Below are 12,851 nucleotides of genomic sequence, written 5' to 3'. Positions count from 1 at the left end.
GAATGCATAGCGTTAAGCGACTACTGGCCTCTCATCCACAGATTTGGTGGTGGGTAGCTACCATCTTGTTGTTAGCACTACTGGCGGGTCTTTTTCAGTTTGAAAGAAGAATAAGTTCCGCCATTACATCTCTTAATAACGAACACCTTAATTTACTGTCGTTGGGCAACAGCGAATTCAATCGCCAATTAGGTGATATTAGGAACAGTACGCGATTACTTGATACTCACATTCAGGATTTGCTTAACGAAAAGCCATCCCGGGCTGCTTCTAGTGTTTTTCGCCGCGTGGGCTCAACACTCGAGAATGTATCGCAATTACGTTGGTTAGATCTGGATGGCCAGGAACAAATACGCATAAACTTTTCAGGATTTTCGTTTGACCTGGTCGATAAGGAAAAACTACAGAACAAGTCACACCGCCCCTATGTAAAAGCAATCCAGCAAAGTTTGCCTGGCACACTGTTATTGTCCAGGATGACGCTGAACAAAGAAAATGGTCAGGTTGTAATACCGTACGAACCGACAATTCGGGCGATGCTTCATACGGCGCCTACTCATCCAATGGGTGAGGGTTTTCTGATAGTAAATTTCCGGCAAACCGAACTGATGATTTTCCTTAAAAGCTTGTCGTCGCCGAATTCCATCTTACTTATGGCTGATGATACCCCACAATGGGTGCTTCATCCTGAATTGCAAAAACTCTGGTCGGGCAAGGTCGGCGGACCTGGCGTTGATATAGAAGACGCATGGGCACGTCTTGCGTCAAATAATGCGGTCTCAATGTTTGTTGCGAAGGATTTGCGTATTTTTAGTATTAGCAAGCTTGCGATTCACTTAAGTGAAGATGCCCAACGCACGCAGACTTTATTCTTTATCGCGGAAACCCCAGCATCTTTTTATCTCGAACTTCGCCGACAGGCGCTGATTCCCGCTTCTATCACCGCTGCGATTATCTTGCTCATAGGGGCCATTGCACTGTACCGTGAACTGATTACGTCTTACCGAATCAAAATGTTAGGAACCAGGCTAAAGCATGAAAAGGCCGAATTGCAGCAAGCGCTGGCACTCCAAGAGCAGCTTCGCGAAGAGTTAGTAGAGATAGAAAAAATGGCCTCGCTGGGTATGTTGGTTTCCGGTGTGGCACATGAACTCAACACGCCACTGGGCGCTGTTATTATGTCAGTAAGCAGTCAGCAAAGCAGATTGCATGATTTAAAGAAACAAATTGAGTCAGGTTTACGTAAATCTGCACTGGATGATTTTCTTCAGCAAAGTGATACATCGATACAACTGGCATTGAGTAACCTACAGCGCGCCAGCCAGCTAATTAAGCGTTTTAAAAGATTATCTGTAGACAGAAGCAGTGAACATATTACGCATTTTAACTTACTTCAGAATGCCAGCGATATCATCAATGCGATGGGCCCACAGTTGAAGAACTCCCCTGTTGAGTTAAAACTGGACATACCCAAAAGCATTTATCTGACCAGTTACCCGGGTATCGTGTCGCAGGTTTTGCAAAATCTGATAAACAATAGTCTGACCCATGCATTTTCACCGGGACAACACGGCATTATTACTATCAGTGCGAACAGGCAGGACGACCGCGTAATAATCAGTATTAAAGATGATGGAAATGGCATAGATCCCTCCGTTGCAGATACGTTGTTTGACCCCTTTGTTACATCAGGTCGGCATAAAGGAAACTCAGGTCTCGGTCTTCACCTGATACATCAATGGGTCACGCAGGTGCTGGAGGGGCAAATTCATGTTGCGGCCGCCGACGGGGGTGGCACCGTCTTTACGCTGAACCTGGCCACCAGAGTCAAAGAAGCAAAAGATGGCTCGCAGCGCTCGGTAAATAGTTGATCTGGCGATACTGTAGCGCGTAAATCAAGCAGTAACGTTAATAAAAGAGTGAGTGGTATGACAAAAAAAGCAGCCAGTACCAAAAAGAAGCCAACCAGCTTTAATTACGATGCGGTCGTTATTGGCACAGGCCCCGGTGGTGAGGGTGCCGCGATGCAGCTTGCCAAGGCTGGCAAACGCGTCGCCGTAGTAGAACGCTATAAATCTGTAGGCGGTGGCTGTACACACTGGGGAACCATTCCATCTAAGGCGCTGCGTCACTCCGTCAGCCGGCTTATTGAATACAACAACACGCCATTATTTTCAGAGAATAATCTTAATCAACAGGTTAAGTTTGAAGATATTATGCGGCATGCCAGCGGGGTGATTCAAAGCCAGACCAAATTGCGCTCTTCATTCTATGACCGGAATCGCGTTGACTTGTTTTATGGGGTAGCCAGCTTCGAGGATAAAAATACCTTGAAGATTGCTAACAACGATGGTTCTGAGGAGCGCTTAACCACAGCGCAGGTGTTACTCGCCACAGGCTCACGACCTTATTGCCCCAGTGATATCGATTTTGACCATCCACGAATCTACAATTCTGACAGTATCCTTTCACTTAAGCATCAGCCACGCTCTATCATTATCTATGGTGCGGGTGTTGTTGGCTCAGAGTATGCCAGTATCTTTCGGGGTATGGGTGTGAAAGTTGATTTAGTTAATATGCGGGACCGACTGTTATCTTTCCTTGATGCCGAAATCTCTGATGCACTGAGTTATCACTTATGGAACAACGGCGTGGTCATTCGTAACAACGAAACCTACAAGTCCGTCGAAGGCAAAGAAGACAGCGTTATACTGAATCTTGAATCAGGCAAACGTATGCGTGCCGACTGCCTGTTATTTGCCAACGGGCGCACCGGCAATACTGATTTGCTGAACCTGGATGCCGTAGGTATAAAAGCGAACAGTCGCGGGCAGCTGAATGTTAATGAAAACTATCAGACTGATGTAGACAACATTTTTGCCGTAGGTGACGTTATCGGTTATCCAAGTCTCGCATCAGCAGCTTATAACCAGGGTCGCTTTGCGGCAGAAGCAATGCTTGAAGGTAAGGCGAATACCGGGTTGGTAGAAGATATCCCCACCGGAATCTACACAATCCCTGAGATAAGTTCAGTAGGGAAAACTGAGCAGGAGCTGACTGAGCAGAAAGTACCTTACGAAGTAGGCCGCGCACAATTTAAACATCTGGCCCGAGCGCAAATTGCATCGACTACAGTAGGAAGCCTGAAAATTCTATTCCATCGGGAAACGAAAAAGATTCTCGGTATACACTGTTTTGGTGAGCGTGCATCAGAAATTGTGCACATCGGTCAGGCTATCATGCAGCAGAAAGGTGATGGCAACACCCTGGATTACTTTGTGAACACCACGTTTAACTACCCAACTATGGCAGAAGCTTATCGGGTGGCTGCACTGAACGGGCTTAACCGGATTTTTTAATCCGGAATTCAGACACAAAAAAACCGGTCAACTGACCGGTTTTTTCGTAATGCGGAAAAATTAGTTTTTTGTCGAAACGCGATTCATTGCCTGAAGTGCGTCGCGATGTGCAACAATATCGATCTGCATTTTACGCGGATCGAATGTCATCGTAGCAATAGCGTAATCACCACGAGACTCGCTCGCCATGTTCACAACTTTTTGCTCGGCTTCTTTGAAGCGAATGTTGCTGGTGATCTGATTGGACATACACTCGCTATTTACTTCAAACGTCGTACGGTCCATGCAATCAAAAAGCTGATTTTCGTTGGATTCCGCATGCGCAATGCCTGTTGTTGTAAGCAGTGCTAGACCTAATAATGATTTACGCATGTTTATCTCCTGACTTCGTAATAACTATTTATTACTGTATGAAACAGCATACTCTGTAAACGACCAGAGATCAAATCAAGATCATAGTTTTATGACAACTTTGTGACAGCAGGTGAAATATTTGAAATATGAAAAAGAAAGTTTCGATGCGCTGATGAACCGGGTTCGTGCCTGCACCCTTTGCGAAGCGGCACTTCCTCAGGCTCCCCGCCCGGTGTTAGCGGCATCAGAACACAGCCGAATCGTAATTATCGGCCAGGCGCCTGGTATTCTCGCCCATGACAGCGCGACACCATGGAATGATCGCAGTGGCGACCGATTACGCCGCTGGATGGGTATCGACACAAATACGTTTTATAATGAAAAGCTTATCTCACTTATCCCTATGGGCTTTTGCTTTCCCGGCTATAAAAATGGTGCTGATGCGCCTCCCCGGAAGGAATGTGCACCGGCGTGGCATCATCAGCTACTTAGCCGCATCAACCCTTCCCTTACGGTACTTGTGGGTCGATACGCCCAGCAATTTTATTGCCCCAAATATAAAACGCTTACGGAGGCGGTGCAAAGCGAAGCACATGCCTCGCAAAGCATCATTATTACGCCCCACCCTTCCGGAAGGAACAACCGCTGGTTAGGTAAAAACCCGTGGTTCGAGTCATCGCTTGTTCCAGCGCTGCAACAGCGGGTGCAAGCATTGCTCGAAAACTAGCCTTGACGGCCTGATAAAAACTGCATCAGGTCGTCAAAAGGCATAGGACGGGCGTATAAATATCCCTGCGCCTCATCACACCCCAGCTCGGTCATATAGCGAGCCTGCTCCTGGGTTTCGACACCTTCAGCGATGGTCACCAAACCTAATTTGTTGCCAAGACTGACAATAGTCTCAGCAATAACCGCATTTTTACCCGGTACGATATCGTTGACAAACGAACGGTCTACTTTTAAGCGATCTAACGGCAAACGTTGTAAATAACTCATTGATGAAAAGCCCGTTCCGAAATCGTCAATTGCAATAGCCACGCCGTGGGCTTTAAGTGCAGCCAATGCATCTATGACAATTTGCGGTTCATCCATAACGACGCTTTCGGTAATTTCTAATTCCAGACTGCCTGACGGACAGTTATACCGGTCTAGTGCGGTTTTTACTTTTTCAACAAAGTATCTGTCGCGAAACTGTGGAATTGAGATGTTTACCGCAACCCTTAACTGTTCATAACCATTTTCACGCAGTTGACTAATGCGTCGACAGGCTTCTTCGAGCACCCACCTGCCAATATCAACAATAAGCCCGGAATATTCTGCAAGAGGTATGAATTCAGATGGGGGAATATATCCGCCTTTTCCGTCAGGCCAGCGTAACAATCCTTCCAGCCCGGCCACCCTTCCACTACGCAAGTCAATTTGGGGCTGAAACCATAACTGAAGCTTCGTATCAGCAAAATCGCTGCGCAATTTCCTGATCATACCAAGTTGAGTCGTGGTGCTTTCTTCAATCTCCGGGGCATAAAAAGCAAAGTTTTCTGTATGGTGTCGCTTAGCGCGATTTAATGCGATATTCGTTCGCTTTAAAACTTCCAGACCATGAAAACAATCGTCCTGAATTTCGCTCATACCAATAGTCACATTCAGCGGAATGCTATGGTCCAGCGCCTGAACAGATGACTGGAAAATACGATTGATGTTTTCCGGATTGACTTCATCGGGCGGACCTACCAGCGCAAAAACGTCGCCACCGATTCGTGCTTTTATGACTCTGTCTGTAGTCATAGACTCTAATCGACTGGCTACCGCCTGAAGCACTGAATTTCCGGTTTCCTGCCCTAATCCATCGTTAATATCTGAAAAATGACTGATATCAATCAATGCAGCACTGGCTCCCTGATGCTCGGGGCGATGCTGGTCCAGTACATTAATCAACTCATTTCGATTAGGCAGTCTGGTTAGCCAGTCGCGAAACGCGGCATTTCGAAGCTGGTGAAATAAGTGAACATTTTCATAGCCCACCGAAATGCTGGACAAGAATACTTCCAGTAGCTGACGATCTATCTCGTTCAACTCTTTTTCCATATTTACATACACCGCAGCCTCAAACCCTGCGCGATGTAAATACAGCACTGAGGTGCCATCTTCAAAAATATGTCGCTTATAGCGTAAACACCGTTCGATATTTTCGCTGATACCTGGGTTGTTTAACTGACTTACAGGCTGGTTAATCAGCCTGGCAAAATTGCCGGCTGCCCCGATAACAAAGATTTCCTCGCTGTCCTTGTCCAGCATCGAACCGGCCTTAGCACAAACCAGCCCTTCTTCATCAAGACCAATAAGCGAACTCAGTTGCGTAACCACCCCTTCGCAGAATGATTTTACGGAATGCTCTTCAAGTAAGTTAGATGCAGAATCAATGATTTTCTGCAGCCCGACCCGACTTTGATTAATCGTAAGAATTTGCTGGTAAGAACGTAGCGAGGCAATAACCGTAGTCACCAGCTTACTGCGGGTGAGTTCTGTTTTTGTTTTATAGTCGTTAATGTCGTAATCTTTGATAATTGTTTCTTCAGGCGCATATCCGGGCTGGCCGGTCCGAAGTACAATCCGGGGTTCCTGCAAAGAAAGTGATTCGCGCAAAAATTTGACCAGATTCAGGCCTGCGTTATCGGTCTCCATCACGACATCAAGCAGAATAATAGCAATTTGAGAACCGTACTCGTTCAGCACATCCTTCGCCTGCTCTGCGGTGTAAGCATGCAAAAAATTCAGCTTGCGATCATTAACAATCAAATCCGCTAAAGCTAATCGTGTAACTGTGTGGATTTCCTCGTCGTCATCCACCACCAGTATGTTCCAGTACTGATAATTTTTGACCGGAAGCGTATTATTTGTATCTTCGTCCAGAAAGACTAATTCATCATTTTCGTAAGATTGCGTCATTATCGGAGAAATCCTTACTACCGCATTTTTTAATCCTACTCCTTGCTCAGTAAATTGCAAAGCCTTGTAACCAATGCAATAGTGTTTGCCGTGCAGAGACGCAGCTCACAGATAACAAGATTACCTGACAAATCCCTTATAAACCGGATAAAAGCATACACAAATGTCATCAAAACCTTTTTCAGCAAACGTATCTGATAAGACCAGTAACCTTAAGAAACCAGATGAAAAAACAAACACTTCTGACTTTGTGAATGCAGGATCGGCTCAATTAGATAATTGGTTTGAATTGTCCGGTATTAATATCAACGACCAGACACCTGATGATAGTGGGGACAACTATGCTGTGGACAGGCGACTGAGAGCACAGACCCTCAACCGCATCAATAACCTCAAGCGTATTGGCAATATTGCCAGAAATGTAAGCATCAAAGCGTCACCACAAAAGGAGCTGGATCCTGACTGGTTCTTCGCATTCCAGGCGCTTGCAGAAAATATCTATAGTGCGGCAATGCAGGAACTATGGGGTAAAATACTTGCGGTAGAGCTCAGCGCGCCTGGCAGCTTCTCGTTGCGAAGTTTAGAGACAATCCGGTTATTAACTGAACGAGACGCCCGGCTTTTTCGTCGCGCGGTAAGCATAGCCAGTTGGCCAGCACGTTCTGCAATCCCGCGCATTCTGGTGGGCTATTACCGGCGTCGGGCGGTTATCGATATTCTTCGTCCCCAGCCACCCGGGCAACTTAATCTTTCCTCGTTTGGATTATCTTATCCCGACCTGTTGGCGCTGATTGATTTAAAGCTTATCTTTGCCAGTGAAATTGAGAGCTCGGAACTGGCGCCCGGAATACCCGTCCACTGGCGTTGTGGCAGGCAATCATATTCGCTGCAAGCGAAAAAACCAGGCTCTGCACTGGTTTACTATAAATTTACTTCGGTGGGTGCGGAACTCTTCAGGTTGTTTGAGAAAAAACAAACCGACGACTATTTAACCGCGTTGTACCAGTTAATGTCGCCGGCGTTTTTTGTTGAATATGATGATTAGGTAATCAGATTCCGTCACCAAATTCATGTAACCCACACTCACGCTTGAGTCCGAAGAAGCGGGTATCCTGTTCGCTCATACCTTCCTGAAGCGATTGAGTGGTATGCCAGTCACCGATTGACACGTAGCCTTGCTCCCACAATGGGTGATATGGCAGATCGTGCTCTTTCAGGTAGTAATGCAGGTCTTTGTTAGACCAGTCGATAATTGGGTAAAGCTTGAACTGGTCTCCCACTTTTTGCAGTACCGGCAATTTTTCGCGACTATCTGACTGACTACGACGCAGACCAGCAAACCAGGTTCCGGCGTTCAGCTCACTTAACGCGCGCTGCATCGGCTCGACCTTGTTCATCTGGTTGTATTGCTCAAGGCCTTCCATCCCTTGCTCCCATAATCTGCCGAATCGGGCTTCCTGCCATGCTGCAGACATCGAAGCACTGTACACATGCAAATTAAGATTAAGACGCTTGGTCATATCATCAATAAACTGATAGGTCTCGGGGAATAAATACCCCGTGTCCGTCAGCACCACCGGAATCTCAGGCTGCTGCTGCGTCAGTAAATGCAGCATAACCGCTGATTGTGCACCAAAGCTGGAAGACACTATGGGGTTAGCCGGCAAGTTGTCCAACGCCCACTCTACCCGCTGCGCAGCAGTCAGTGTCTCAAGATGCGCATTAATCGCATCTAACTGAGCGCTGTCAGCATTCAAAGTGAGCGGCTGTTGTAAAAGGGGATCTGCGCTACTCATAAAAGTCTCTTGCTGAATCCACTACAGGTTTAATAATGCCGGCACGTATAACGAAGTCGCCAAAAGATTCTTTTGCCTGGCGTTCATCAGACCACTTTGTGACCAGCGTATCGATTTCGGCGAAAATCTCATCTTCGCCAATGTTCTCCCGATACATGCGCGGAATACGGGTTCCTTCACGATTACCACCAAGGTGCAGGTTGTATTTACCCGGGCCCTTACCTACCAAACCGATTTCCGCCAGCATTGCCCTGCCACAGCCATTCGGGCAGCCAGTAATTCTGAAGATAATACTTTCATCAGCAAGATCGTGAGCTGTTAAAATATCTTCCATTCTTCTGACAGCTTCCGGCAGATAGCGCTCTGCTTCAGCCATTGCCAGCGGGCAAGTAGGTAACGAAACACAGGCCATTGAGTCCAGCATCTGCTGCGATGTATCAGCCTCAATCAGACCATGCTCGCGCGCCAGTTTTTCGATGACGTCTTTCTGATCAGCAGGCACGCCGGCAATGATAAGGTTCTGATTAGCCGTTAATCTGAAATCTCCCTGATGGATTTTGGCAATTTCCAGGCACCCGGTTTTCAATGTGCGCTCAGGAAAATCAAGAATCCGGCCATTTTCAATGAACACAGTCAGGTGATACTTGCCATCAATGCCCTCTACCCAGCCAAAACGATCACCGCGGCTGGTAAAGGTATAAGGACGGCTTTCCTGGAAACTGATGCCGGCACGTTTCTCAACTTCAGCTTTGAAGTTTTCAACACCAACCCGTTCAAGCGTATACTTGGTTTTGGCATTCTTACGATTGACCCGGTTACCCCAGTCGCGCTGGGTAGTGACCACAGCTTCCGCAACGGCCAGCGTATCTTTTAAAGAAATAAACCCAAAATCATCAGCTTTGCGCGGATAAGTCGAAGTATCGCCGTGGGTCATAGCCAGACCGCCACCTACCAGCACATTGAAGCCAACCAGTTTGCCATTTTCCTCAATCGCCACAAAATTCAGATCATTGGCGTGTACATCCACATCATTTTGTGGAGGTATAACAACTGTTGTTTTGAATTTACGTGGCAGATAGTTATCGCCAAGTATCGGCTCTACTTCGTCCTCGGTGCTTTCGACTTTTTCACCATCCAGCCAGATTTCCGCATATGCACGGGTTTTAGGAAGTAAGTGTTCGCTTATCTTCTTGGCCCATTCGTAAGCTTCCAGGTGAAGCTCAGACTCAATAGGATTAGAGGTACACAGCACATTACGGTTTACATCGCCTGCTGTGGCGATGGAATCAATGCCAGCCTTGTTCAGTGTCTGGTGCATCTTTTTAATTTCAGGCTTAAGCACACCGTGAAACTGAAAGGTTTGTCTGGTAGTCAGACGAATGCTGCCGTACAGAGTATGATCTGCTGCAAACTTATCAATAACCTGCCACTGGTCAGGGGTAATGATGCCGCCGGGTAGTCGGGCGCGTAGCATTACATTGTGCAAAGGCTCTAATTTTTGTTTAGCCCGCTCAGGTCGAATATCACGGTCATCCTGCTGATACATACCGTGAAAACGAATAAGCTGGAAATTATCGGCAGTGAAGCCGCCGGTCAGCTCATCTTTCAGATCCTGCTCAATGGTTCCGCGTAGATGACGGCTTTCTGCTTTTAATCGCTCGTTGTCAGACAGTTTGCCTTCAACGATGAATGGTTTTTTATCATTGCTCATTAATAGACATCCTTCTGATAACGTTTTGCTTTACGTAAAGCTACAAGGTAAGCCTTAGCATCTTGTTCCGACTTACCGCCATGCTCCTGAATAATACTTATCAGCGCAGCCTCAACATCTTTAGCCATGTGCATTGCATCGCCACACACATAAAAATGTGCGCCCTGCTCTAGCCATTCAAAGACCTGCGCGCCATGCTCAAGTAAGCGATGCTGTACATACACTTTTTCTTTTTGATCGCGAGAGAACGCCAGCGTGATTTTATCCAGCAGGCCGCTTTTGACATAACCCTGCCACTCAACCTGATACAGAAAATCCTGAGTGAAATGCGGGTTGCCGAAAAACAGCCAGTTCTTACCCTGCGCTTCCTGGGCATCACGCTCCTGCATAAACGCTCTGAAAGGCGCAATACCTGTACCCGGACCAACCATAATAACCGGTGTATCTGATGACTCAGGAAGCCTGAAGTTATCGTTCTTCTCAACAAATACGTTTACTTCGCCACCCTCAGCCAGTCGGTCGCATAAAAATCCTGACGCGCCGCCCTGATGACGTACGCCAAATGCTTCATAATCCACGTGAGCGACCGTCAGATGAACCTCATCCTCAACTTCACTCTGACTTGACGCGATAGAGTAAAGTCTTGGCGTCAGCGGACGTAATGCATCGACAAGCGCCTGCGCGTCAATCTGACCAGGATGGTCGCGAACAATATCCACAATCTGGCGGTCCGCCATATAGGTACGTAGGGTTGCCTTATCTTCCATCAATTCAGCCAAAGATGCTGACGCTGTTGCCTGCTGATAGGCTTTAATGAAATTCGGGTAGCTTAATGTTAATTCAAGCTTGTTAATTAACGCTTCACGAAGTGTCATCTGGCTGTCAGCAACTGTCACTTCCGCGCTACCCTCAAGCTGTGTCAAAGACAACAACTCATCAACCAGACTTTCACTGTTTGCAAACCATACGCCCAGTGCATCGCCAGGCTGATAGGCTATACCAGAGTCTTCCAGACTAATTTCTATATGCTGTATATCTTTGACAGAGTCGCGACCGGTAATTTTCTGCGCTTCAAGCAACGTTGCCGCAAATGGTGCTTTCTTCGTATATGCGGAGGACTCTGGCTGCGCGGCCGTGCCTGTTTGAGCAGCAACCGTTTGTGACGGTGCACTGGCCACCAGCTCATCTTTTAGCGAGGCAACCAGTTTTTGCGCAAAACTATCAGCCTGCGCATCGTAATCGACATCGCAATCTTCTCTGGGAATAATCGCACTGGCACCCAATGCAGCCAGACGACTGTCGAAGTCTTTACCTGTCTGACAGAAAAATTCGTAGCTGCTATCGCCTAAGCCTAATACTGCGTATTTTAGATTAGGTAACTTCGGTGCCTTTTTACCAGCCAAGAACTCGTGCAGCTCAATCGCATCGTCAGGTGCATCACCTTCGCCGTGGGTACTGACAAAAACAACCACGTGTGTTTCATTTTTTAACTGCCGGGGCTTGTAATCAGCCATGCTAACCAGTTTGCTGCTGAAGCCTGCTTCTTCTGCTTTACCCTGAAAGCTTTCAGCCAGCCCTTTCGCATTGCCGGTCTGCGACCCAAACAGAATGGTGAGTGTTGGCACATCTGCCTGAGCCGCCGGTGCTGCTGACATGGGTGCAGCGCCTGTAGGAGCACCAGCCATACCAGCAATATAGCCGCTTAGCCAGGTTAACTGATCGCGATTAAGCCCTTGTACAGCCTGGGTTATCGCATTTACCTGCTGCTCGTTTAAAACCGCCGGGGGCGCAAAATTTTGATTGGAATCGTTTGACATAACTCGTTAGCCTTAATTTGATATGCTAAGGCTAACGAGGTTTGCAGAGAAGAGAAAAGAATTATTCTTACTTTTTTATTACTGAATGTGCTTAAAACGTTACGTTTTAATCTAGAAGTGTAATTCTAGTCCGAAAAACGCGCCGTCATAAGACATATCAGCATACACATCGTCCAGGTCTTCAATATCCAGTTCAACGTTGCGATAGCCCAGTTGAAGCGTCATATCCACTGCCAGACTTTCGATAAATGAATAGGTCAATGCCAGTTGATAGTCACTGAATGTATGGTCATCAAATGACAGATAGCTACCCTCTGCATAAGCGCCTAACCCGGAAAAAGGTAACCCGAACTGGACCCTGGAGTATGCCATAGGCACCACGCCTGAAAAATCAGCCGTACCTTGCGTGTTACTGGCTGAGTCATTGACCAGTAACGCACCATCTACGTATTTACCATTCACACCTAAATCAAAGCTGAGAATATCATTGTCAAACAATTCATAGTACAGAATAAAATCGGTGGTGGTCAGATCGACACTGGTAAATACCGTGCTCTCAGCCGTATAAAGGTTGCCATCAAACGTATAGTTCGCGTCTAACCTTGTATTACCTTCAGTATCCAGCGTTGAGTGCGAGATCTTTACATTGGGAATGAATGGAACCGGGTGCTCAACTGCAATATAAGCCGAACCCTGCATATCATCGTCAAAGTTAAAGTTCGTTGTATTCTGAGAGTCAGCAAAGCCGCCTTCCGGTTCAGCCTGCCATCCCTGCGCACCGATATAAACCCCGGCTATCGTATCAGCATACACCGGCGTTACTGCAAATACGCCTAAAACTGCTAAGGCTGAAATGCATTTTTTCATG

10 protein-coding genes are annotated in these 12,851 nt (G+C 46.9%); 4 read left to right on the top strand and 6 right to left on the bottom strand.

The genetic code is table 11. The annotated features are described in order from the left end of the window. Positions 1 to 2: 2 nt before the first annotated feature. Positions 3 to 1,871, top strand: coding sequence for a sensor histidine kinase (locus FBQ74_RS03245; RefSeq protein ID WP_139755298.1), 1,869 nt, complete (start codon positions 3 to 5; stop codon positions 1,869 to 1,871). A 57-nt stretch (positions 1,872 to 1,928) separates the two neighbouring features. Beyond that, on the top strand, positions 1,929 to 3,359 hold the full coding sequence (gene sthA, locus FBQ74_RS03240; protein WP_139755297.1) for a Si-specific NAD(P)(+) transhydrogenase: 1,431 nt from the start codon (positions 1,929 to 1,931) through the stop codon (positions 3,357 to 3,359). A 60-nt stretch (positions 3,360 to 3,419) separates the two neighbouring features. Here the strand turns inward: sthA and FBQ74_RS03235 are convergent, their stop codons facing one another. Continuing rightward, the gene (locus FBQ74_RS03235) at positions 3,420 to 3,731 is read right to left on the bottom strand and encodes a pyridine nucleotide transhydrogenase (RefSeq protein ID WP_139755296.1); all 312 of its coding nucleotides are present in this window, start codon (positions 3,729 to 3,731) and stop codon (positions 3,420 to 3,422) included. A gap of 121 nt (positions 3,732 to 3,852) precedes the next feature. On the opposite strand from FBQ74_RS03235, the gene FBQ74_RS03230 reads away from it, so the two are divergent. Further along, positions 3,853 to 4,440, top strand: a complete 588-nt coding sequence (locus FBQ74_RS03230) for a uracil-DNA glycosylase family protein (RefSeq protein ID WP_139755295.1) — start codon at positions 3,853 to 3,855, stop codon at positions 4,438 to 4,440. Here FBQ74_RS03230 and FBQ74_RS03225 read toward each other — a convergent pair. Further along, positions 4,437 to 6,662, bottom strand: coding sequence for a bifunctional diguanylate cyclase/phosphodiesterase (locus FBQ74_RS03225; RefSeq protein WP_408641350.1), 2,226 nt, complete (start codon positions 6,660 to 6,662; stop codon positions 4,437 to 4,439). The genes FBQ74_RS03230 and FBQ74_RS03225 overlap by 4 nt on opposite strands. Positions 6,663 to 6,822: 160 nt before the next feature. On the opposite strand from FBQ74_RS03225, the gene FBQ74_RS03220 reads away from it, so the two are divergent. Beyond that, entirely contained in the window at positions 6,823 to 7,704 is an 882-nt protein-coding gene (locus FBQ74_RS03220; protein ID WP_139755293.1) for a TIGR03899 family protein, read from the top strand. Positions 7,705 to 7,708: 4 nt separating this feature from the next. On the opposite strand, the gene FBQ74_RS03215 is transcribed toward FBQ74_RS03220, so the two are convergent. From FBQ74_RS03215 to FBQ74_RS03200, 4 genes are all read right to left on the bottom strand, one after another. Continuing rightward, positions 7,709 to 8,455: a phosphoadenylyl-sulfate reductase gene (locus tag FBQ74_RS03215; protein WP_139755292.1), complete on the bottom strand. Its 747-nt coding sequence runs from the start codon at positions 8,453 to 8,455 to the stop codon at positions 7,709 to 7,711. Continuing rightward, the gene (gene cysI, locus FBQ74_RS03210) at positions 8,448 to 10,166 is read right to left on the bottom strand and encodes an assimilatory sulfite reductase (NADPH) hemoprotein subunit (protein ID WP_139755291.1); all 1,719 of its coding nucleotides are present in this window, start codon (positions 10,164 to 10,166) and stop codon (positions 8,448 to 8,450) included. Before cysI ends, FBQ74_RS03215 begins: the two co-directional genes overlap by 8 nt. Beyond that, positions 10,166 to 11,983, bottom strand: a complete 1,818-nt coding sequence (locus FBQ74_RS03205) for an assimilatory sulfite reductase (NADPH) flavoprotein subunit (protein ID WP_139755290.1) — start codon at positions 11,981 to 11,983, stop codon at positions 10,166 to 10,168. The genes cysI and FBQ74_RS03205 overlap by 1 nt, the downstream gene beginning before the upstream one ends. A 111-nt stretch (positions 11,984 to 12,094) precedes the next feature. After that, complete coding sequence (locus FBQ74_RS03200; protein WP_139755289.1) at positions 12,095 to 12,850, bottom strand: TIGR04219 family outer membrane beta-barrel protein; 756 nt, start codon at positions 12,848 to 12,850, stop codon at positions 12,095 to 12,097. Position 12,851 lies beyond the last annotated feature (1 nt).

The organism is Salinimonas iocasae, from assembly GCF_006228385.1.
GTDB lineage: Bacteria > Pseudomonadota > Gammaproteobacteria > Enterobacterales > Alteromonadaceae > Alteromonas > Alteromonas iocasae.
This window is presented reverse-complemented; position numbering and strand designations above follow the sequence as displayed.

What these genes read in the sequence shown, in the direction of transcription:
- FBQ74_RS03200 (WP_139755289.1), bottom strand. Translation starts at nt 12,850, where the DNA reads ATGAAAAAATGCATTTCAGCCTTAGCAGTTTTAGGCGTATTTGCAGTA.
- FBQ74_RS03235 (WP_139755296.1), bottom strand. Translation starts at nt 3,731, where the DNA reads ATGCGTAAATCATTATTAGGTCTAGCACTGCTTACAACAACAGGCATT.
- FBQ74_RS03220 (WP_139755293.1), top strand. Translation starts at nt 6,823, where the DNA reads ATGTCATCAAAACCTTTTTCAGCAAACGTATCTGATAAGACCAGTAAC.
- FBQ74_RS03245 (WP_139755298.1), top strand. Translation starts at nt 3, where the DNA reads ATGCATAGCGTTAAGCGACTACTGGCCTCTCATCCACAGATTTGGTGG.
- sthA (WP_139755297.1), top strand. Translation starts at nt 1,929, where the DNA reads ATGACAAAAAAAGCAGCCAGTACCAAAAAGAAGCCAACCAGCTTTAAT.
- FBQ74_RS03215 (WP_139755292.1), bottom strand. Translation starts at nt 8,455, where the DNA reads ATGAGTAGCGCAGATCCCCTTTTACAACAGCCGCTCACTTTGAATGCT.
- FBQ74_RS03205 (WP_139755290.1), bottom strand. Translation starts at nt 11,983, where the DNA reads ATGTCAAACGATTCCAATCAAAATTTTGCGCCCCCGGCGGTTTTAAAC.
- cysI (WP_139755291.1), bottom strand. Translation starts at nt 10,166, where the DNA reads ATGAGCAATGATAAAAAACCATTCATCGTTGAAGGCAAACTGTCTGAC.